The sequence below is a fragment of the Mesorhizobium sp. C268A genome (assembly GCF_040324475.1).
Taxonomy (GTDB): domain Bacteria; phylum Pseudomonadota; class Alphaproteobacteria; order Rhizobiales; family Rhizobiaceae; genus Mesorhizobium.
In genome coordinates, this window is the sequence record NZ_JAMYVX010000001.1 from 1,294,932 (window position 1) to 1,315,318 (window position 20,387).

The window sequence follows — 20,387 nt, forward strand, 5'->3', positions numbered from 1 at the left end:
GACGATGGATAAGCAGTGACCGAAAGGCTGGCCTTCTTCTCGATTTCCGATCCAAGCTATGTGGACATGACGTCCGTGCTCTTCTCGAGCGTTCGTCACCACTATCCGGAAGCCGACCTCTTTCTCTTCATGGTCGGAACGGGGGAGCCGCAAGAACTCGATAACGGCATTCAAGTTATCTATGTCGGAGACATCGTCGAGGCCGACGACCTGGAGCAAAGGTTGTGTTTCTATTTGAACGTTGAGTTGGCAACAAGCCTTCGCCCTCACTGCTTCCAGGCATTGTTCGATCGAGAGTACGGTCGCGTTATTTATGTTGACCCAGACCTCTATATTTTTCGGAGAATGACCGAGGTCGATGACCTCCTCTCCGGCGGCGCGAACGGCATCGTGACTCCCCACGCGTTACGCTCGATATCTCCTATGAACGCCGCTATTGCGGGCGGTGACAAGATCTTCCTGCAAGTAGGAATTTTCAATCTCGGCTTCCTCGCCCTGAACCACACGCCCGAGGCCATCCGTATGGTCGCTTGGTGGCGCGAGAAATTGAAATGGCAATGTGTTGCGGACCAGAAGAACGGACTTTTCGTTGACCAGCGATGGCTGGAATTCCTGCCGGTGTACTTCGAGGGCTTTCACATCCTTCGGCTCCCCACGTACAACCTTGCCCCATGGAACGCGGAGCATTACTCGGTGATTAAATATGGGGACGCATTCTACATAGATACCCTGGACCAACCGGTCGCTTTCATCCATTTCAGTGGCGTCAGGCGCTCTCGTGCACACTTCAAGGACATGATCAGCGCACATGAATTCTACATGTCCAAGCTGAAGGCGGCGGGGAACGTAGATCTTGCCTTCGAGCCGTATTCATTGCGGATCAAGAAGGGCGGCATAGTTTGGGATAAGATATTAACATTCCTCTACAAGGATTACATTTCTGCAAGCGACGACGTTTGGAACGGGCCACTATGCAACGATGCGTTCTATAACTATGCAACAGGAATGGATATCGAAATCAATCTACCAAGATACTTAGTTAAGGCCATTGAACTCTATCCCCGCTTTGCGGCTGCGGTTCTGTTTTCCGACGGCGAAATCACCTACGATAATCTCTTGAAGGAACTGGATAACGACAAGTCGCCTTACGCAGATTGTGCGTGTCACGAAACCGTGGCGTACCTTAAACAGATGTCCCAGCTCCCGACCTCGAATATGAGCCGGGCGACAGTATCGACCGGTGAGCACCTCCTTATCAACCCTGCCAAGGGGCCAGTCAGGAGACTTTTAAGAAAAAGCCGAGTCGCACTAAAAATGTACGCCAGAGCGAGGGTAGCTGCGATCAAATTCTTCAATATTCACGTCGAGGCCCAGCCGATAGATTCCGGGCGAAACCTGATCAACAGTGAACTCGTCAGCGCGCGCAAGGATGCGGTACTAGCCCGCATCCTGCTCCGCAAATCTCCCGACACCGAATATGTGAAGTAGGAGTGTCGGCTTTCGAATGTCTCGTTTGTTACTTCATATTGGTCACTACAAGACGGGCTCCAGCTATATCCAGTCGAGCCTCGCTTTAGGCGTGGCTGCCCTAGAAGCCTCGGGAATCACCTATCGACATCCGGATTTTTCAGGTCGGGCGTCGGAAGGAAAAATATCATCAGGAAATGGCATGCTGCTTCGGCAGCTCGTCTTGGACAACCGGCCGCCAACTGCGCCGGCGGACTTGTACAGCAGTGAGCTCCTGTTTACCGAACTGCTTGGACATGAGTTTCAGCGATACTTCGGAGGCTTTGCAAACTACTTTTGCCAGATCGAAGTGCTCCTATTCATACGAGATCCAGTGGATTACGCATGTTCGAAATATCAGCAGGCGGTCAAGCGAGACGGCTACACTGGCGACATCGCAATGTTCTTTGAACACGAGAGCATGCCTTCAGAAGTGAAACGAGTAATTGAGTTTCTTAATTCCATCCCGAAGGTCGTGCTCACTGTATTCAACTATTCCGCGTGCTCGGACGCAGTCCTCCAGAAGACTGAGCGTTGGTTAGGCATTGTCCCAGGCACTCTGCCGCTCCCTCCAGTATCAGTCATTAATCGATCAATGACGTTCCCCGAGCTAGAAGCCCAGCGGATGCTCAACGTTGAACTGGGTCCGTCAGGCCACCTTCTGTCTGACTTCCTTTGCAACGAATTGCCCCTGGTGAGGGCTGACGATCTGAGACCGTCCGTAGAACGCCAGTCAGAGCTTTGGGAAAGGCTCTCGCCCGCCATTTCTTGGGTCAACGATCACATCCCGGAAACAGAGCATTTTTCCCACCGGCGAGATGTGCGCGAGCCCACGCTGCGTTACGAAGGCACATTCACATTCTCCGAGGCGCAGTTTCGTTTGATCATGAGAGAATTCGGTCGCCCTCATGCGGACGCAAGAAGGATACTGGAGTCCTACGGTGATTCTTAAGCCGCGTTGATGGTGCGATTGCCGAGGGTACGGAGCCGGCAGTAGTGGTGACGCGCCAGTCGCCTCAGCCACGCAGCGCTGGATGCTGTTCGACCGGCGATCCAATAGCTACTGTAATCTTAGAGCTCCGTAAGGGGCACTTCAGCAACAGAGCCGTGGTCGAGTTTGAAAATCCTGTTGCAAAATCGTTTGATAAGCTCGGTGTTGTGAGAGGCAAATACCAAAACTTTTGCGGCATCAATCATAGTTTCTATACGTCGTTTTGCTTTCTCCTGGAACTCGGCATCTCCCGTTCCAAACACCTCATCGATCAGTAGGATCGACGGAGCATACATGGTCGAAACGGCAAACATCAAACGAGTCATCATCCCCGCCGAATAAGTCCGGACAGGCAAGTCAAGATAGTCGCCGAGTTCTGTAAATTGGGCGATCTCTTCATAGATTTCCCTTGCATCCCTCTTGGTTCGACCCAGCAACATCATGACTCTGGTGACGTTGTCGTATCCTGAAAGTTCAGGATCCATTCCGGCGCCAAGCTCGAATACCGTTCCGATCGATCCCTCCCGGACAATTTTGCCGTGGAGGGGGACATATATTCCCGCCATTGTTCTCAGTAGGGTGCTCTTGCCCGCGCCGTTGTGTCCAACAAGGCCAACGCAGTCACCATCGCTCAGGCTAAAAGATACGTCGTCTAGCGCGGTGACTGTTACAACATTCCCAGCTTCGGCACCTATGCGTCCACCGGTACCCAAGCGCACCAAATGATTACGCACTGACATCGAACGAGCATTGTAAATGGGATAGCGAACGGTTACGCGATCAAACTCTAACTTTGCCATTCTCAGAGCCAGAACGCCAGACGCCGTCCTCGGCCACTCAACAACGAAATGGCTACGATGCCACAAACGACCATGCTAACAAACGACACTCCATAGACCCAAAGGCATGGTATTTTTCCAAAGAAAGGTGCCCGGACAATTTCCATAAAATAAGTAAAAGGGTTTAACCAGATCACAAATTGGCTGATCCCCAAATTCTTTGGTTCGTAGATGACTGGTGTTACAAAGAAGAGAAGAGGCATAAGCGATTGAACCAGTGGATCCAAGTCCCGAAACCTTGTACCGGCAACGCCTATTATTATAACAATAAATAATAGGTTGGCAGTTACGATGATCAAACCCAAAATTCCAACCAACCCATAGAACGAAAACGCATGAGGAAAACATACAATCATGAGGAGCACAATTGCAATATTGTGGGCCAAAGTTATTAGCTGGCGCATCACAAGCTGGAGCGGATGCATTATAAGCGGCAAATTGTAATTTCTAATTATCTGCGCCTGTCTTATGAAAACACTCGAGGCCTCTACCAGGCTACCAGAAATGAATTGCCACAAAACGAGCCCGATAGCCAAGCGGGGCATCAGTTCGCTTGGCGCCTGGTTCAAAAGGGCGCTCCAAACGATCCCCAGACCTAGAACGCCTATTCCCGCACCGAGAGTCAACCACCATGGGCCTAGTACGCTTCGCCGATAGCGTGCTTTTGTCTCGCTCACTGCGAGACTGATCGCAAGGGGCAATCGTCGTCTGAGTGCGACAAGCTCAGCGGTTAAATTGCCAGTATTCATAAGCCACTCACCTGGCAACGGAATGCGCCGTTACGTACTCATAGATCTTGGTCATTTCGTCATCCCATGTGATGGGCTCCATCGTCTTAAGACCGCCATCGGCCAACTTCTGGCGAAGCTGTCGGCTATCATAAAGGGCGGCAAAAGCATCAAGTACCGCCTGTGGGGCAGGATCCACAAGGTAAGCATTCTTGCCATGCTCGCAGTGCCATTCAATGTGATTGCCGTTGTTCGAAATTACTGGAACGCCAGATTGCATGAGCTCAACTGGCAGATAGGACAGGTTGGTCGCAGAGAAGGCCATACCCAAATCACACGTTCGGTAAAGTTCCCCCGTCTTCGCAAGGGTCATATTGCCAAGTAGCGTAGCCTTGAAAGGCGGCTCCATCGCAAGATCTAAGCCGGCGATTACAATCTCGACATCGGGATAGTGATCTGCAATTTTTTTCAAGGCAACCATGCCAAGCTCGAAACAGCGCCTTTCTGTCGAGGGGCGCCCGTAGAAGAATAGGCGTTTGACCTTCGATCGGACTTTCCCACCGGGATCTGCAGGAAAAAAAATGGTCTTATCAGCTGCAAATCTATAGTTCTGCGCGGTTCCCTTCCCAGCATGGGCTTCGTAACGGCTTTTCAGCCAGCCGCCCCCCGTGATGCCTCTAAACCCGAAGGTATATGTGGCATTGGCCTGCATTGATGCCGTCCCATATGCATAGAATTGGCTTTCATAGTCCTGCATGAAGTAGAATTTGTTCAGAGCGAAAGGAAATGCCCGGACATGGTACGCCGATTGCCATGTCGTTGCTAATGCTACATAGGCCTTCGGCAAATTCTTCGGGTCTGTTATCACCTCCAACGTGCAATTTTCGAAGACTTCATTGAGTTCAGCCTGAAGGGCCTTTGGATTACTATGGCGCTCGTTGTTATAAATGTAGATGATGTTGTGGCACCCGAAACTCGAAAAATGATGCGCGAAGCGAAATAGCGTGAAATGGCCTCCGCCCCAAACGTTCGACCAATCGGGCACGAACCAGACAAACACCGGCTTGTCGCTTCTCGGCTTCGCAGCCTTCTCCGCGCCTCCAAACTTCGTCCAAGGAACGTAGTCATAAACCGAATCAAACGAGGCCCGATAATCCAAAGCAGCAACAAGGGGGGAAACGCTGCTGGATGCTCCGCCGAGCTTTCGGGAGAGCAGAACAAATTTCCTCGGAAATATCTTGAACAGTGAGAATATAATTGCATTACTCCAGCCATACTGGCGGGCGTAAGCAAGAAACAGGCGCAGTTTTAGAAGCATGATGTCTCGCATTAATCAAGGAAGGTGGCGACGTAGCTGGCCAAATCGTCGCGCCAATTGCCTGGCTGGGGTGCTGCCGTCAAGAGTGGCGTATATATCGAACTCATTCCTTCTGAAAATGGCCGGGGGGCCGAGAGAGGAAAATCCGAAGACTTCACAGATGTTATAACTACATCCTTACCGATGATTTCACCGATCATTTGAGCGATATTGAATCGAGTTACCGTACCCTTGCTTGTATAATGCAAAGTGCCGGTACAACGTGACTCCAGCGCCCAGACGATGAAATCACTAAGTAGGGACGCCCGGGTAATCGACCCAAATTTATCACCTACCGCCCGAAGCGAAACGGCTCCTTCCCTGATTTGCTGTATAAGCTTTCCGACAAATTTATGATCGCCGCTTGCGCCACCCCCGATCATCCAACCTGCGCGCACAATCAAGTGATTCAATGGGCAGTGTTGTCGGACCGCGTATTCGCCCATCAGCTTTGAACGACCATAGTAATTTACAGGCGACGGCAGATCCAATTCGTTGTGTTCGAAGCTGCCCCGCTCTCCAAACACGTTGGATGTTGAAACGTACAACATCCAGGCGCCGGATTTTTCCGCAGCCTTTGCAATGCTGGCGGTCGATAGGTGGTTTCGTATGCCGGCTTGTTGCGGATTTAATTCGCATAAATCCACATTTGTCTCGGCTGCCAAATGCAAAATCGCGGCCGGCTTTTCTGCCAGGACGTAGTCGTAAGCTGCATCGGGATCAGCTAGATCAAATTTTGCACGATCCGCCAAGACTACGACATGAGAAGCGTGCTCCAATGCCTTGGACACGTAACCACCGAGCATCCCGCTACCGCCAGTTACGAGCACCTTCGCCATACTTTTATATCCTTCTTAAGAGGGTACTAGTGCGAACCGATCAACAAAGTGATCGGCGTCCGGCCAATTTTCCCTTAGCGTCCGGTCGAAACAATTGGCGTCATGCCGACAGAATCGTTCCATAAAATGCATTGCCCAATGTTCAGCAGACTAGGTGCGTGGCCTTGTAGAGAAATTCTGCGCCTTACGAAAGGGTCATGAACCCATCCCGCAAACCAGATTGTATCCAAAGCTGTCAGCAGTTCATCAACCCAATTTTCCAAATGTGGGGGACGATCGACGCAGATCACTTGGCTCTCGTCGATCCAACAGTTCCCCTTTCCTGCCCAGCCGCTCGCCGCCATAGCGCTGCTCGCGGATCGGCCCCCACCACCATTTGTTGTCGAGGAACCAGTCGACCGTCCTTGCCAGGCCGCTGTCGAAACTCTCCGCCGGCGCCCAGCCGAGATCCCTGCTGATCTTGGAGGCATCGATGGCATAGCGGCGGTCGTGGCCAGGGCGATCGGTGACGAAGCTGATCAAATCGCGGTAGCTCCTGCCGCCGCCGCGCGGACGCCTGATGTCGAGCAGGTCGCAGATCGTCTCGACGACGCCAAGATTGGTGCGTTCGGAATTGCCGCCGACATTGTAGCTTTCGCCCGGCTGACCCTTGGTGGCGACCAGTTCCAGGGCGCGCGCATGATCCTCGACGAACAGCCAGTCGCGCACATTGGCGCCGGCGCCGTAGACCGGCAGCGATTTTTCTTCGAGCGCATTGAGAATGACCAGAGGGATCAGCTTTTCGGGAAAGTGATAGGGCCCGTAATTGTTCGAACAGTTGGAGAGCACGACCGGCAGGCCGTAGGTCTCGTGCCAGGCCCGCACCAGATGGTCGGACGCCGCCTTGGAGGCGGAATAGGGCGAGGACGGCGCGTAAGGCGTTTCCTCGACGAACATGCCGCCGTCGAGGGGCAGATCGCCGAACACCTCATCGGTCGAGACATGGTGGAAGCGGAAGCGGGCTTTCCTGTCCTCGCCAAGGCCGCGCCAATATTCGAGCGCAGAATTCAGCACCCGGTAGGTGCCGACGATGTTGGTCTCGATGAAGGCGTCGGGTCCGTCGATCGAGCGGTCGACATGGCTTTCGGCGGCGAGGTTCATGACGACGTCGATCTCGTCGCGGTGGAGGATGTCGAGAACCGCCCGCTCGTCACAGATGTCGGCCTGCGCAAATTTGTAGTTGCGCGCATTCTCGATCATGCGCAACGAGGCGAGATTGCCGGCATAGGTGAGCTTGTCGAGATTGGTCACATGGTAGGCCGGATTGGCGCACAAATGCCGGCACACCGCCGAGCCGATGAAGCCGGCACCGCCTGTCACCAGAAAATTCATGACGCTCTCCTCATATCGTCGCGCGTCATGCGAACACCTCGGCCGTGGCAAGCGTCGGCGCCTTGAGGTCCTTGGCCGAGAGCTCGAAGGCGCCGGCCGGCGACGGCCAATCGATGCCGATATCAGGATCGTCGAAACGGATCGATCGATCATGCGCCGGCGAATAGGTGTCGGTGACCTTATACAGAACCTCGGTGTCCGGCACGAGCGTGACGAAACCGTGCGCGAAACCCTTCGGCACCAGGATCTGGTTGCCTTTCTCGGCCGATATCTCGAGCGCGACCCATTTTCCGAAGGTTTTCGAGCTGCGGCGGATGTCGACCGCGACGTCGAGGATCTTGCCTCTGATCACACGCAGCAACTTGTCCTGCGCGCGTGGGGGCAGCTGATAGTGAAGCCCCCGCACGACACCTGCGGCAGCCGAATAGGAATGATTGTCCTGGACGAAACGCAGATCGATGCCGGCCTCGGCAAAGGCCTCGGCATTCCAGGTTTCGATGAAATAACCGCGCGCATCGCCGTGCCGCTTCGGGACGATCTCCAGTACGCCGTCCAAACCGAGCTGCCTGATTTCGAGCATTCTAGTTCTCCGTCAGTTCGATGACACGCCGGCGCAGGTAGGCGGCGTATTCGTTCTTGCCCAGGCGGGTCGCGCGTTCAAGCACCTTGTCGGCGGTCAGCCACCCCTGCTCGAAAGCGATTTCTTCAGGACAGGCAACCTTGATGCCCTGGCGGTGCTCGATGGTGCGCACGAAGGAAGAGGCTTCATGCAGGCTGTCATGCGTTCCGGTGTCGAGCCAGGCATAGCCGCGGCCGAGCTGATGCACATGCAGCTGCCCACGCTCGAGGTAGATGTTGTTGACCGCCGTGATCTCGAGTTCGCCACGCGCCGAGGGCTTGATCGTCGAAGCGATGTCGACGACCTCGTTATCGTAGAAATAGAGGCCGGTGACCGCCCAGTTGGACTTCGGCTCCCGCGGCTTCTCCTCGATCGTCAAAGCCGTGCCGCTGAGCTTGTCGAACGACACCACGCCGTAGCGCTGCGGGTCCTCGACATGGTAGGCGAACACCGACGCGCCGCTTTGGCGCTGCGCGGCAGCGCGGCAGAGCTGCGACAGGCCCTCGCCGAAATAGATGTTGTCGCCGAGGATCATCGACACATTATCCTTGCCGATGAAGTCGCGGCCGATGATGAAGGCCTCGGCAAGCCCGTTAGGCTGCGCCTGCTCGGCATAGGAGAATTCGACCCCGAATTCCGAACCGTCGCCCAGCAACTCCCGAAACACCGGCAAGTCGCGAGGTGTCGAAATGATCAAAATCTGGCGGATACCGGCGAGCATCAAGACGCTCAGCGGATAAAAAATCATCGGCTTGTCGTATATCGGCAGGACTTGCTTAGAGATCGCTAATGTTAGGGGATAAAGACGCGTCCCGCTGCCTCCCGCAAGGATTATTCCTTTCACAAGCTCTCCTTGAATTGCCGGCCCCCGCCCTGAAATCAAGTTGCTCGTGCTTAGGTTTCGCGCAATGGCTTGTCAATTCAATCTCGGCCGTGGATCGGCGCCAGAATTGCTCTGCATCTGCCGTCTCGCGGCAATTTGATCTACCAGCCACAAGCTGACGATGCAAATTGGCGTGGCGATTTGGCAACCGGCTTGCACCATCGGCTGGCGGACGCGTGACAACAAAAGCCGGCGGGCCTTGGACCCGCCGGCTCATTCATTTGTCCGGTTTCAGGGCTGCTTGGGCAGCAGCGACCATACCGCCGGCACCAGGCTGGCGGCGAGCGCAACCTTGATCAGGTCGCCGAGGACGAACGGCAAAACGCCGAACTGCCACGCCTTTTCCGCGCCGATGAGGGTGGCCAGCCAGGCAAAGCCCATGGCCATCATGACGACTTCGGCGACCAGCATGGCGTTGAACAACTTGATCGGGTGGCGGTCCCAGCCGCGGTCGGCGGCCCAGCCGACAATGGCTGCCATGACGATGAAGCCGGCGAGATAACCGCCGGTGCCGCCGATCATGTAGGCGATGCCGATGCCCTTTTCAGGCGTGCTCTGGAAGACCGGGAAGCCCATGGCGCCTTCGGCCATGTAGAGAAGCAGGGTAGCGACGCCAAGCCGCAGGCCAAATGCGGTGGCGATCAGCAGGACGGCCAGCGTCTGCATCGAGATGTCGACCGGCCCGAGCACGACTTTCGTCTTGGCCGACAGGGTCAAAAGCAGCGTTCCGGCGATCGCCAGCAAAAGCTGGGTTGCCAGGCGCTGCGCGCCCTCCTGGGGCAAAGCGAGAGAAACAAGCGGGCGCATCGTCGTTGCAAGTGCCATGGTCTTCCCCAATCCGGATTGCCGCAGATCGCGGCCTTGCGTTTTTCTATATTGGCTTCCGTGTTATGCGGCAATCAGTTTTGCCGTCTTCCTGAACAGAGATTCAACGACACCGCCATGGCGCTCAAATTCGACACCAGCTTCGATCCGGCCTATGGCGAGGGCGTCACCGTTGCGCCGGACGTCTTGCGCGTCACCGCCAAAAACCCCAGCCCGTTCACCTTTCACGGCACCAACAGCTACATCGTCGGGCGCGATACGCTGGCGGTGATCGATCCCGGCCCCGATGACGAGGCGCATTTCCAGACGCTGCTCAAGGTGATCGCAAACCGGCCGGTCAGCCATATCTTCGTCAGCCACACGCATCGCGACCATTCTCCGCTGGCAGCCCGGCTGAAAGCGCACACCGGCGCTATTGTACTGGCCGAAGGCCCGCACCGCCCGGCAAGGCCGCTGCGGATCGGCGAGATCAACCCGCTCGACGCCAGCGCCGACACGGTTTTCGTCCCGGAGATCGCGTTGCCCGACAATGCGCTGGTCGAGGGCGATGACTGGACGATCCGGACGGTGCTGACGCCGGGCCACACCGCCAATCACGCGGCATTTGCGCTCGAAGGCACCGGCATCCTGTTTTCAGCCGACCATGTGATGGCGTGGGCTACATCGATCGTGGCGCCGCCGGACGGAGCGATGGCCGACTACATGGCCTCGCTCGACAGGCTGATCGCGCGCGGCGATCGCCTGCTGCTGCCCGGCCATGGCGGCCCGGTGACCGCGCCGCGCAGCTTCATGCGCGGCCTCAAGACCCATCGCAAGATGCGCGAACGGGCGATCCTCGAGCGGATCCGCGACAGCGACCGGACGATCCCGGACATGGTCAAGGCTATCTACCGGGACACCGACCCGCGCCTGCATGGCGCCGCCGGCCTGTCGGTGCTTGCCCATCTCGAAGACCTGGTGGCGCGCGGCCTGGTTGCTACCCAGGGTGACCCGGCCATCGACGGCGTTTTTGTGCCGGTGGGGTAGAGAACTATTCAGCCGGCGCGGCACCCACCTGCCCTGCAACCTCCTGGTCGAGTTCGGCGAGGAACCCGACGATGCGCGCCGCATTGTCGCCGAGGTCGTAGCGGCCGTAGCGGGAGGCTGAGCGCATGTCGACCACGATCGTGTCGCCGTCATTGCTGACCCGGATGGCGACGTCGGCGGGCAGGCCGACCACGAAGCTCCGGGCAACGGCCGATATCGTCACCTCGTCCTGACCGTCCGTCACCGGATATGGCGCAGTAAGTTGCCAATCGCGGCGGTCGAGCACGGTTTCAACGGCGTCGACGACGGTTTCGAAAGGCAGATTGTAGCTATGCCCGGTGACCAGCGGATAGGCGTCGGCCTGCAGGCGCGCTTCGCCCGGCGTTGGCAGCGCGAGCACGTTCATGTCCTTGGTGCGGTCGCTAGTGTCGAGCACTGGCGGATTGTCGAGGTCCGTCGTGATGTCCCTCAGGGGCGGCGTGGTCGCCGCCAAATAGGTGGCAAAGCCGTAGGGCGTCAGGACCAGCAGCGCCAGCAGGGCGCCGACCGAGAGGTCGCGGCCGCCACGGTCACCGAAATGCCACAGCCGGGACAAAGCGAGGCCGGCAAACAGCAAAGCGAACGCGGCAAGCAAGGCGACGATCGCCAGCACCCACAGGAAGGCCGGCGTTTCGACCAGTTCGAAATGATGGCCGGCCAGCACGGTCAGCAGCAGGACCAGGGCAAAAGCGCCCGTGCGCCGCGACCAGCCGGCCGCCTTCGATGTCTGCCGCTCGTCAATTTCCATTGTCTTCAGCACCGCCCCAACCCGCACAGACGCTTAGAGCAAAGGATGCTCAAATTGAACATCCCCTGCCCTAACGTTTTTGCCGCCGGTAGCTTGAAGGTCAAGGAAACGCACGGTCCCGGTCAATCCGTCGGCAGGCGGTAGTCGCTGAACTGCTTGCGCAAGGTGATCTTCTGGATCTTGCCGGTGGCGGTGTGCGGGATTTCACTGATGAAAGCGACGTCGTCGGGCATCCACCATTTCGCCACCTTGCCGTCCATGAACGCCAGTATATCGGCCTTGCTCGGCTCCTTGCCGGGTTTGGCGACCACGACCAGCAACGGCCGCTCGCCCCATTTCGAATGATGGACGCCGATCGCCGCGGCCTCGGCGACATCGGGATGGCCGACGGCGAGGTTTTCCAGGTCGATGGTCGATATCCACTCGCCGCCCGACTTGATCACGTCCTTGGCGCGATCGGTGATCTGCATGTAGCCGCCGGAATCGATATGGGCGACATCGCCAGTGTCGAACCAGCCGTCCTTGTCGAACTGCTCGGCGCCGACGCCGCCATAATAGGCGCTGGCGACGGCTGGACCGCGCACCTTCAGCCGGCCGAAGGTCTTGCCGTCCCAGGGCAGTTCCTTGTCGTCATCGTCCGTCACCTTCATCTCGACGCCGAAGGGCGGGTAGCCCTGCTTGCCCTGGATATCGAGCCGGGCCTCGCCCTCGAGCGCTTGATATTGCGGCTTCATGGTGCACAGCGTGCCGAGCGGCGACATTTCGGTCATGCCCCAGGCATGGATGACTTCGACGCCGTAATTGTCCTGGAATTTCCTGGTGATGGCGCGCGGACAGGACGAGCCGCCGATGACGACTTTGCTGAGATGGGGAAGCTTCTTGCCGGTCTCTTCGAGATGCTGCAGCAGCATCATCCAGACGGTCGGCACGGCGGCGCTGAAGGTCACTTTCTCGGTGTCGAGCAGCTCGTAGATCGAGGCGCCGTCCATCTTGCAACCGGGCATGACCAGCTTGGCGCCGATCATCGGCGCGCTCTGGCCAAGGCCCCAGGCATTGGCATGAAACATTGGCACGACGGGGAGGATCGTGTCCCGCGCGGAGAGGCCCATGGCGTCGGGCATGGCGGCGATCATGGCATGCAGCACATTCGAGCGGTGGCTGTAGAGCACGCCTTTGGGATCGCCCGTCGTCCCGGAGGTGTAGCACATGCCGGCTGCGGTGTTTTCACCGAAAACCTTCCAGGCGAAGTCGCCATCGGCCTCGTTCAACCAGTCCTCATAGGCAACCACATTCGGCAGCGTCGTTTCAGGCAGATGCGCCTTGTCGGTCAGGACGATCACCTTTTTCAGCGATTTGACCGCGCCGGCGATCTTTTCCAGCAGCGGCATGAAGGTCAGGTCGACGAAGATCCCTTTATCCTGCGCATTGTTCATGATCCAGACGATCTGCTCGGGGAACAAACGCGGGTTAAGCGTATGGTAGATGGCGCCGATGCCCATGATGCCGTACCAGGCCTCTATGTGGCGCGCCGTGTTCCAGGCCAGGGTCGCGATGCGGTCGCCGAGCACAAAGCCATCGCGTTCGAGCCTTTGGGCGACCTTCAGCGCGCGCCGATGGATCTCGGCATAGGTCGTGCGCACCACCGGACCTTCGATCGAGCGAGAGACGATCTCGCGTGTCCCGTGCTGCCGCTCGGCATTGTCGATCAGCTTGTGGCAGAGCAGCGGCCATTCCTGCATCAGTCCGAGCATCTGGTTCCTCCCATTGCTTCCTCGTTTTTCCCGTCTTTTGTTCCATTGTGGGACGAACGGAAGGATTGTCCAGTCGTGACGTCTCCAACCGTTAACGGCTGAAGCAAGCAGTGATCGAAAGGCGGAGAAAACCGCCACAATCCGGCCATCGTCGACGTTAAAGTTCGTTAACGGGGTAGGGGTGCGGATTGGCGACTGAAAGAGGTTCGCATGGACACGCAGCTCGACGACAAGCAGATCGACGACAAGCAGATCGACGACAGGCAGATCGACGACAGGCAGCTGGATGACAGCGGGGCCCAAGACGTGCAGTTGGACGATATTCAACTCGACGACAAAGAGCTTGAAGACACGCTTGCCGCAAGTCTGGCCGATCTCGTGCCGGAGGCCAAAAAGGTCTCCGAAGACGAATTTGTCGAGGTGGTCGGCGGCGCCCTGGAAGCGGTCGGCGGCACGCTGCTGTTCAAAATGTGCGTCCAGAACGAAGGCGAAGGCCAGCATGTCGCCGCCGCATCGATCGGCGACGGCGGCAATCGCCAGTTCCTGCTGCTCACCTTGCCGACCGGCGGCGGCCCGCTGAAGGTCGAGACGACGTCAAGAAGCACCAACCCGGTAGCCGGTATTGCCGCGGCCTATGCCGGCCTCATGGACGTGTTCAAGACCGCAGCCTGAGCATTCCACGCGGGATCGTTTTTAGTGATCGGAAGGCCAGCTCTGGCCTACTGGCGAAGGCTTGCGCAACGAGTTCTCCAGACACATTTTAGGGACATGGGAAGCAACCCCGCACTCTCTCAATCGGACTGTGCTCCCAATCGAACAAGGAGAACCCCGCATGGACCAGATCGCCAACCCCGCGCCCCCGGCTTTCAGAGCAATCCCGGCAAGGTTATCACCGTCGAACCCTATCGCGGTACCGTGGTCGTGCGTGCCGGCGATACGGTGATCGCCTCATCGACGCGGGCGAAGCTTCTGTCCGAACCGCCCTACCCCCAGGCATTCTACATCCCCTTCGAAGACATCGACTTCACCCAGCTCGGCAAAACCACCCTGTCGACCCACTGCCCCTACAAGGGCGACGCCAGCTACTGGAGCGTGCTGCCGGCCGGTGAGACCGGCAAGGACGCGATGTGGGGCTATGAGCAGCCCTTCGACGAAATGGCTGAGATTCGCGACCAAGGCGCGTTTTATCCCAACAGGGTCACTATCGAAGCAGCACCGGCCTGAGCAAGCGACTCAAGCCGCCGTTGCTCGCTTCGTCATCCCAGGGTCTTCGCGATGGAGCTTCGCTCCTGTTTCATCCTGGGATGACGAAGTTTAGAGGCCTCGGCTAATCTCAAACGTCGGCGACGTCAGTCCAAAGGCGATGAAACTGCCTGCCGCCGCCTAAGCCTAATCAGTCGTCCCGTCGTTGCCGACACCGTCCGCGTCATCCAGCCGCACGAACGTCAGCCCCTTGGCCTTCAGCGCGAGCAGACCTTGCACGACGCCCTCACCGGCGGCGTGGGTCGGCTGGTTGATGTGGGCGATGATGACATCGCCATCCTTGGCGGCGGCGATGCGCCGGGCAGTTTCTTTTGCGCCGAGCAACGAGCCGCCATCGCCGTTGATCGAAAAGCCGGCGACCTTGAAGCCAAGCTTGCGGATCATGGCGATAGCCGACGGGCTGTATTCGGCGGTCGCGCCGCGAAACCATTTCGGCGCCGGCTCGCCGGTGCCAGCGAGAGCGGCAGCGCCCGATTCGACTTCGGCCCGCACCGCTTCCGGGCTGCCGGCGCTGCGGATGCCATAGATCTTGCGCGGCGTGTCGACGGCCGGGATGTGATGGCCGCCATGGTTTTCCAGTTCGAACAGGTCCGGATGCGCGCGCATGATCTCGACGACGGCGGCGTTGCGCTTCAGCCAGATGCCGGTGACGAAGATCGTCGCCGGAATCCGGTTCTCCACCAGCGCCGACAGGATCCTCGTATCGGTCTGGCCGCCACAGGCGTCGAGCGTAAGCGCGACGCGGCCGACATTGCCACTGCCACCATCCTCAGCCTTCAGATGCAGCGTCGGCTCGACAAGCGGCGCGGCCTGGGCCGACGACACGGCCAGGATAGATAGCGCCAAGGCGCAAAACAGCTTTTGCAAGGGATGCCTGTCTTGTCTGAGAATCGGCGCTGTCATAGCCGCATCGCAGGACCCGCAACAAGGCGGAAATCGGGATAGTGGCCGTGAGAAAGCTGATATCCCGACAATGTGACCGCCGCGCACCGTCAGACGGCGTGTTCCAGTTCCACATGCGTGCGTGACAGGACTTCGCGCACGGCCGCGACGACCAGTTCGACCTCGAGGCGCCAGACACAGCAGGCCTTGCTGGGATCGAGCGGATTGCACAGGCTGCCTGCCACGCAATTGCACGGCATGGATGGCTGCAAGGCGAGGCTGGGCACGCCGACCGGTCCCCAGACGGCCGGGCTGGTCAGGCCGAAAAGGCCGACAACCGGCGTTCCGGCCGCTGCCGCCATGTGCATGGGGCCGCTCTCATTGCCGACAAACAGCCGCGCCTGCTGCAACACCGCCAGCAGCGTTTCCAGCGACAGCGCGCCGACGAGGTTGACGATCGACGCGGCACTGGCGAGGATCTGCTCGGCCGGCTTGCGCTCGTCAGGGCCGCCGACGAGTACGAAATCCAGTCCGGTTTCGCGCGAAATCGTGTCGATCACGGCGGCAAAGCGTTCATGCTGCCAGCGCCGGCCGTGAAAACTTGCGCCGGCATGCACCGCGACAAAGCCATTTGGCCGCAGATGGTGTTTGTCCAACAATGCCTGGGCCCTCGCCGTCTCCATCGGCAATGGCCGAATCGACGGCACGCGCACGCGCAGGCCGACGCCGAGCGGCTCGAGCGGCGAAAGGTAGCGGTAGAGATAGTGACGTTCGCCAAAACCGAATGGCTCGGCAAAGACATTGGCGGGCTGGCGCTCATGCCAGCGCAGCGGCCTTTCCGGAGGATTGTAGCCGATGCGGGTGCTGGCGTTGAGGAACCTGACGATGAGCCGCGATGTCTTTGAATCGGTCAGGTCGATGGTCAGGTCGAAACGGAATTGGCGCAGCTGGCTGATCATCGAATAGAGTTCGCGTCCACGCTCCAGCGGGGTGCCGCGCATGGCGGCGCGGCGGAAGGTCACGACTTCCGAGGCGATGCCGTGGGCGGTCACAAAACTGGCCAGGCGCGCCTCGCAGAGAAAGACGATCCTGACACCGGGATATTCGAGCTGCAGGTTCTTGGCGAGCGTGGAGGACAGAACAACATCGCCGATGAACTTGGTCTGGATAATCAGGATCGAGCGGAAGGGTCTGGGCGAAATCTGTAACATCTTTTTCTCGGCACCGGGCGGGTTGGGGGGCCGTGAAATTGGGCGGAAACGATGTCGGGATTGCGTGTTGAGCCGCGCACATCAGCGTGAATTTGCTTACAAAATCGTAAGCTTAGCGCCAAACGGCCACCCAGGGGTGGCCGTTTCATCGATACCGAAAGGACTATGTCGAAATCAGGATGCCGCGGCGCTCTTTTTGGGGCGCGGCACTGCTGTTTTGGGAATCTGCACCGCGGCTTGGGCTGCGGCCAATCTTGCGATCGGCACCCGGTAGGGCGAGCACGACACATAGTCGAGGCCGACCTCTTCGCAGAAGCGGATCGAGGCCGGATCGCCGCCATGTTCGCCGCATATGCCGAGCTTGATGTCGGGCCGCGTCGCCCTGCCCTTCTCGGCAGCCATGCGCACCAGTTCGCCGACGCCCTCGATGTCGAGCGAGACGAACGGGTCCTGCTCGATGATACCTTTCTGCCGATAGGTCTCGAGGAAGGATGCCGCATCGTCGCGCGAGATGCCGAAGGTGGTCTGGGTGAGATCGTTGGTGCCGAAGGAGAAGAACTCGGCCGTAGCGGCGATGACGTGGGCGCGGATCGCCGCGCGCGGAAGCTCGATCATCGTGCCGGTGAGATAGTCGATCTTGACGCCGGTCTCGTCCATGACAGCCTTGGCGACCGCATCGATGCGCGCCTTGACGTAGTCGAGCTCCTTCACCAGGCCGACCAGCGGCACCATGATCTCGGGAACGACCAGCGCGCCGGCTTTCTTGCCGGCCTCGACGGCTGCCTCGAAAATGGCGCGCGCCTGCATCTCGGCGATCTCGGGATAGGAGACGGCGAGACGGCAGCCGCGATGGCCGAGCATCGGGTTGAACTCGTGCAAGGCTTCGGTGCGCTGCCTGAGCTTGTCGGGCGAGACGTTCATGGCGGCGGCGACCTCCGCCACCTCCGCTTCCGTCTTGGGCAGGAATTCGTGCAGCGGCGGATCGAGCAGCCGGATCGTCACCGGCAGGCCGGCCATGATCTCGAACAGTTCGAGGAAATCCGAGCGCTGCATCGGCAACAGCTTGGCAAGTGCGGTGCGGCGGTCCTTCTCGGTATCGGCCAGGATCATCTCGCGCATGGCGACGATACGCTCGCCGTCGAAGAACATGTGCTCGGTGCGGCAGAGACCGATGCCTTCGGCGCCGAAGGAGCGCGCCATGCGCGCATCGAGCGGCGTCTCGGCATTGGTGCGCACCTTCATGCGGCGCACCGCATCGGCCCATTCCATGATGGCGGCGAAATCGCCCGACAGTTCCGGCTGCAGCATCGACACGGCGCCCTTCAGCACCTGGCCGTTGCTACCATCGATGGTGATGATGTCGCCCTTGCGGAAGGTCTGGCCCATCGACATCAGCGTGCCGGCCTTGTAGTCGACACGCAGCGAGCCGGCGCCCGAAACGCAAGGCTTGCCCATGCCGCGCGCGACCACGGCGGCGTGGCTGGTCATGCCGCCGCGCGTGGTCAGGATGCCTTCTGAAGCATGCATGCCGTGAATGTCTTCGGGGCTGGTTTCGATGCGCACCAGGATTGCCTTGCGACCTTGCGTCTTCAGATCCTCGGCATCGGCGGACGAGAAGACGATCTCGCCGGTCGCGGCGCCCGGAGAAGCCGGCAGGCCGACGCCGATGACATCGCGCGCGGCCTTGGGGTCGATGGTAGGATGCAACAGCTGATCGAGCGAGGCGGGATCGATGCGGGCGACCGCCTCCTCCGTCGTGATCAGCTTGTCGCGCGCCATTTCGACGGCAATCTTCAGCGCCGCCTTGGCGGTGCGCTTGCCGGAACGCGTCTGCAGCATCCACAATTTGCCGCGCTCGATGGTGAATTCGAGATCCTGCATGTCGCGGTAGTGCTGTTCCAGGCGGTCGGAGATGTCGACGAAGGACCGGAACGCGTCCGGCATCAGTTTCTGCAGCGACGGCTTGTCGGAGCCGGCGGCGATGCGCGCCGCCTCGGTGATGTTTTGCGGCGTGCGGATGCCGGCTACGACATCCTCGCCCTGCGCGTTCACCAGGAATTCGCCATAGAGCATCTTTTCGCCGGTCGAGGGGTTGCGCGTGAAGGCGACGCCGGTGGCCGACGTCTCGCCCATGTTGCCGAATACCATGGCCTGGACATTGACCGCCGTGCCCCAGCTTTCCGGGATGTCGTGTAGGCGCCGGTAGGTGATGGCGCGGTTGTTCATCCAGCTGGAAAATACCGCGCCGATCGCCCCCCACAGCTGCTCGTGCGGGTCCTGCGGAAACGGCTTGTCGAGTTCCTCCTCGACCTTGGCCTTGTAAAGGGCGATGACGCTCTGCCATTCCTGCGCTGTCAGTTCGGTGTCGAGCTCGTGGCCGAGGCTCGCCTTCTGGTCCTCCAGGATTTCCTCGAACACTTCGTGGTCGAGACCCATGACGACATCGGAATACATCTGAATGAAGCGGCGGTAGCTGTCATAGGCAAAGCGGGCATCGCCGGAATCGGCTGCCAACGCCTCGACCGTCTCGTCATTGAGGCCGAGATTGAGCACGGTGTCCATCATGCCCGGCATCGAGGCCCTGGCCCCGGAGCGGACCGAGACCAGAAGCAGCTTCGACGGATCGCCGAAACGGCGCCCCGTCAGCTGCCCGATATGGTCCAGCGCCTTGACGACATCGGCCTGCAACGCGGCCGGATAGCTGTTGCCGTTGGCGTAATAGGCGTTGCAGACTTCGGTGGTGAGGGTGAAGCCCGGCGGCACGGGCAGGCCAAGACTGCACATCTCGGCCAGATTGGCGCCTTTGCCGCCGAGAAGGTTGCGGTCGCCCGCACGTCCCTCCGCGGCGCCATCGCCGAAGGTGTAGACCCATTTGGTCATGCTCGCCCTCCAAGTCCTCGGAAGATAGAACACCGGGGCCAAGACCCGGTTCCCCCGCGTTCCGACCCGAGCGTTATTATGCTGCAGTGCGAAAGGCAAGGTGTGGCAGCGAAGCCCGGCGACTACAATCGATTAAGCAAAAGCTGCGTCGAAAAGACTTGCCGGATCGCTGCCCAGGATATAGAACATATAGGGAACAAGTTGGGAGCAGCGTGATGAAACTCAACGGAAAACTCGACTATCTCGAACTGCCCGCGACCGGCGCGACGCTGGACAGCGTCAAGGCTTTCTACAGCGCCGCCTTCTCGTGGTCGTTCACCGATTACGGGCCGACCTATTCGGCCTTCGGCGAAGGGCTCGATGGCGGCTTCCAGGCCGATGCGGCGGAGGCGCCGGCGAAACCATTGCCGGTGCTCTATTCGCAGGATCTGGAAGCAACGCTCGACGTTGTCGAAAGCGCCGGCGGCACGATCGTCAAGCCGATATTCTCGTTCCCGGGCGGCAGGCGGTTCCATTTCACCGATCCCGCTGGCAACGAGTTGGCGGTCTGGAGCGAATAGCGCGCCCCCGCGCCAAGCGGTGGATCAGTTTTGCACAGTGGCCAACTCGGCATTGAGCTTTCGTGCCGC

Annotated in this window: 18 protein-coding genes and 1 pseudogene; 6 read left to right on the forward strand and 13 right to left on the reverse strand. The window is 59.2% G+C overall.

All coding sequences use genetic code 11. From position 1 onward, the window contains the following. Nucleotides 1-15: 15 nt before the first annotated feature. Together NKL06_RS06555 and NKL06_RS06560 are read left to right on the forward strand one after the other, a co-directional pair. The gene (locus NKL06_RS06555; protein WP_023692745.1) at nucleotides 16-1,488 is read left to right on the forward strand and encodes a hypothetical protein; all 1,473 of its coding nucleotides are present in this window, start codon (nucleotides 16-18) and stop codon (nucleotides 1,486-1,488) included. Between the two features lie 16 nt (nucleotides 1,489-1,504). Continuing rightward, nucleotides 1,505-2,458, forward strand: coding sequence for a hypothetical protein (locus tag NKL06_RS06560; protein WP_155921553.1), 954 nt, complete (start codon nucleotides 1,505-1,507; stop codon nucleotides 2,456-2,458). 119 nt (nucleotides 2,459-2,577) lie between these two features. Here NKL06_RS06560 and NKL06_RS06565 read toward each other — a convergent pair whose 3' ends face one another. From NKL06_RS06565 to NKL06_RS06600, 8 genes are all read right to left on the reverse strand, one after another. After that, a complete protein-coding gene (locus NKL06_RS06565; protein ID WP_023692743.1) occupies nucleotides 2,578-3,297 on the reverse strand; it encodes an ABC transporter ATP-binding protein in 720 nt (239 codons plus the stop codon). A gap of 2 nt (nucleotides 3,298-3,299) precedes the next feature. Then, nucleotides 3,300-4,085: an ABC transporter permease gene (locus tag NKL06_RS06570; RefSeq protein ID WP_081725575.1), complete on the reverse strand. Its 786-nt coding sequence runs from the start codon at nucleotides 4,083-4,085 to the stop codon at nucleotides 3,300-3,302. A gap of 7 nt (nucleotides 4,086-4,092) precedes the next feature. Beyond that, nucleotides 4,093-5,382 (reverse strand): rhamnosyltransferase WsaF family glycosyltransferase, encoded by a 1,290-nt coding sequence (locus NKL06_RS06575; protein ID WP_023808025.1) that lies wholly within the window; start codon nucleotides 5,380-5,382, stop codon nucleotides 4,093-4,095. A gap of 11 nt (nucleotides 5,383-5,393) precedes the next feature. Further along, nucleotides 5,394-6,260, reverse strand: a complete 867-nt coding sequence (locus tag NKL06_RS06580; protein ID WP_023692740.1) for an SDR family oxidoreductase — start codon at nucleotides 6,258-6,260, stop codon at nucleotides 5,394-5,396. 246 nt (nucleotides 6,261-6,506) lie between these two features. Further along, nucleotides 6,507-7,631: a dTDP-glucose 4,6-dehydratase gene (rfbB, locus tag NKL06_RS06585; RefSeq protein ID WP_023692739.1), complete on the reverse strand. Its 1,125-nt coding sequence runs from the start codon at nucleotides 7,629-7,631 to the stop codon at nucleotides 6,507-6,509. A gap of 25 nt (nucleotides 7,632-7,656) precedes the next feature. Further along, nucleotides 7,657-8,211 (reverse strand): dTDP-4-dehydrorhamnose 3,5-epimerase, encoded by a 555-nt coding sequence (rfbC, locus tag NKL06_RS06590; RefSeq protein WP_023692738.1) that lies wholly within the window; start codon nucleotides 8,209-8,211, stop codon nucleotides 7,657-7,659. 1 nt (nucleotide 8,212) lies between these two features. Next, entirely contained in the window at nucleotides 8,213-9,094 is an 882-nt protein-coding gene (rfbA, locus tag NKL06_RS06595) for a glucose-1-phosphate thymidylyltransferase RfbA (RefSeq protein WP_023692737.1), read from the reverse strand. A 270-nt stretch (nucleotides 9,095-9,364) separates the two neighbouring features. Next, nucleotides 9,365-9,958 (reverse strand): biotin transporter BioY, encoded by a 594-nt coding sequence (locus tag NKL06_RS06600; RefSeq protein ID WP_023692736.1) that lies wholly within the window; start codon nucleotides 9,956-9,958, stop codon nucleotides 9,365-9,367. 117 nt (nucleotides 9,959-10,075) lie between these two features. On the opposite strand from NKL06_RS06600, the gene NKL06_RS06605 reads away from it, so the two are divergent. After that, complete coding sequence (locus NKL06_RS06605; protein ID WP_023692735.1) at nucleotides 10,076-10,984, forward strand: MBL fold metallo-hydrolase; 909 nt, start codon at nucleotides 10,076-10,078, stop codon at nucleotides 10,982-10,984. Nucleotides 10,985-10,988: 4 nt separating this feature from the next. Here NKL06_RS06605 and NKL06_RS06610 read toward each other — a convergent pair whose 3' ends face one another. After that, complete coding sequence (locus NKL06_RS06610) at nucleotides 10,989-11,771, reverse strand: DUF1499 domain-containing protein (protein ID WP_023684603.1); 783 nt, start codon at nucleotides 11,769-11,771, stop codon at nucleotides 10,989-10,991. 122 nt (nucleotides 11,772-11,893) lie between these two features. Next, nucleotides 11,894-13,522: a fatty-acid--CoA ligase gene (locus tag NKL06_RS06615; protein ID WP_023692734.1), complete on the reverse strand. Its 1,629-nt coding sequence runs from the start codon at nucleotides 13,520-13,522 to the stop codon at nucleotides 11,894-11,896. Between the two features lie 312 nt (nucleotides 13,523-13,834). Here NKL06_RS06615 and NKL06_RS06620 point away from each other — a divergent pair, with 312 nt between their 5' ends. Beyond that, a complete protein-coding gene (locus tag NKL06_RS06620; RefSeq protein ID WP_023670697.1) occupies nucleotides 13,835-14,194 on the forward strand; it encodes a hypothetical protein in 360 nt (119 codons plus the stop codon). Between the two features lie 160 nt (nucleotides 14,195-14,354). Beyond that, nucleotides 14,355-14,746, forward strand: a pseudogene (locus NKL06_RS06625) (DUF427 domain-containing protein). A 165-nt stretch (nucleotides 14,747-14,911) separates the two neighbouring features. Here the strand turns inward: NKL06_RS06625 and NKL06_RS06630 are convergent. From NKL06_RS06630 to ppdK, 3 genes are all read right to left on the reverse strand, one after another. After that, nucleotides 14,912-15,688, reverse strand: a complete 777-nt coding sequence (locus NKL06_RS06630; RefSeq protein ID WP_050587064.1) for a polysaccharide deacetylase family protein — start codon at nucleotides 15,686-15,688, stop codon at nucleotides 14,912-14,914. 89 nt (nucleotides 15,689-15,777) lie between these two features. Beyond that, a complete protein-coding gene (locus tag NKL06_RS06635; protein ID WP_023692732.1) occupies nucleotides 15,778-16,878 on the reverse strand; it encodes a glycosyltransferase family 9 protein in 1,101 nt (366 codons plus the stop codon). 174 nt (nucleotides 16,879-17,052) lie between these two features. Continuing rightward, a complete protein-coding gene (gene ppdK / locus NKL06_RS06640) occupies nucleotides 17,053-19,758 on the reverse strand; it encodes a pyruvate, phosphate dikinase (RefSeq protein WP_023692731.1) in 2,706 nt (901 codons plus the stop codon). A gap of 215 nt (nucleotides 19,759-19,973) precedes the next feature. On the opposite strand from ppdK, the gene NKL06_RS06645 reads away from it, so the two are divergent. Further along, the gene (locus tag NKL06_RS06645) at nucleotides 19,974-20,318 is read left to right on the forward strand and encodes a VOC family protein (protein WP_023692730.1); all 345 of its coding nucleotides are present in this window, start codon (nucleotides 19,974-19,976) and stop codon (nucleotides 20,316-20,318) included. Nucleotides 20,319-20,387: the final 69 nt, after the last annotated feature.

Bases quoted from the DNA above. Each gene is read 5' to 3' on its own strand.
- NKL06_RS06605 (WP_023692735.1), top strand. From the start codon at position 10,076: ATGGCGCTCAAATTCGACACCAGCTTCGATCCGGCCTATGGCGAGGGC.
- NKL06_RS06565 (WP_023692743.1), bottom strand. From the start codon at position 3,297: ATGGCAAAGTTAGAGTTTGATCGCGTAACCGTTCGCTATCCCATTTAC.
- NKL06_RS06615 (WP_023692734.1), bottom strand. From the start codon at position 13,522: ATGCTCGGACTGATGCAGGAATGGCCGCTGCTCTGCCACAAGCTGATC.
- ppdK (WP_023692731.1), bottom strand. From the start codon at position 19,758: ATGACCAAATGGGTCTACACCTTCGGCGATGGCGCCGCGGAGGGACGT.
- NKL06_RS06570 (WP_081725575.1), bottom strand. From the start codon at position 4,085: ATGAATACTGGCAATTTAACCGCTGAGCTTGTCGCACTCAGACGACGA.
- NKL06_RS06645 (WP_023692730.1), top strand. From the start codon at position 19,974: ATGAAACTCAACGGAAAACTCGACTATCTCGAACTGCCCGCGACCGGC.
- NKL06_RS06575 (WP_023808025.1), bottom strand. From the start codon at position 5,382: ATGCTTCTAAAACTGCGCCTGTTTCTTGCTTACGCCCGCCAGTATGGC.
- NKL06_RS06635 (WP_023692732.1), bottom strand. From the start codon at position 16,878: ATGTTACAGATTTCGCCCAGACCCTTCCGCTCGATCCTGATTATCCAG.
- NKL06_RS06580 (WP_023692740.1), bottom strand. From the start codon at position 6,260: ATGGCGAAGGTGCTCGTAACTGGCGGTAGCGGGATGCTCGGTGGTTAC.
- rfbC (WP_023692738.1), bottom strand. From the start codon at position 8,211: ATGCTCGAAATCAGGCAGCTCGGTTTGGACGGCGTACTGGAGATCGTC.
- NKL06_RS06560 (WP_155921553.1), top strand. From the start codon at position 1,505: ATGTCTCGTTTGTTACTTCATATTGGTCACTACAAGACGGGCTCCAGC.
- NKL06_RS06630 (WP_050587064.1), bottom strand. From the start codon at position 15,688: ATGACAGCGCCGATTCTCAGACAAGACAGGCATCCCTTGCAAAAGCTG.
- NKL06_RS06600 (WP_023692736.1), bottom strand. From the start codon at position 9,958: ATGGCACTTGCAACGACGATGCGCCCGCTTGTTTCTCTCGCTTTGCCC.
- rfbB (WP_023692739.1), bottom strand. From the start codon at position 7,631: ATGAATTTTCTGGTGACAGGCGGTGCCGGCTTCATCGGCTCGGCGGTG.
- NKL06_RS06610 (WP_023684603.1), bottom strand. From the start codon at position 11,771: ATGGAAATTGACGAGCGGCAGACATCGAAGGCGGCCGGCTGGTCGCGG.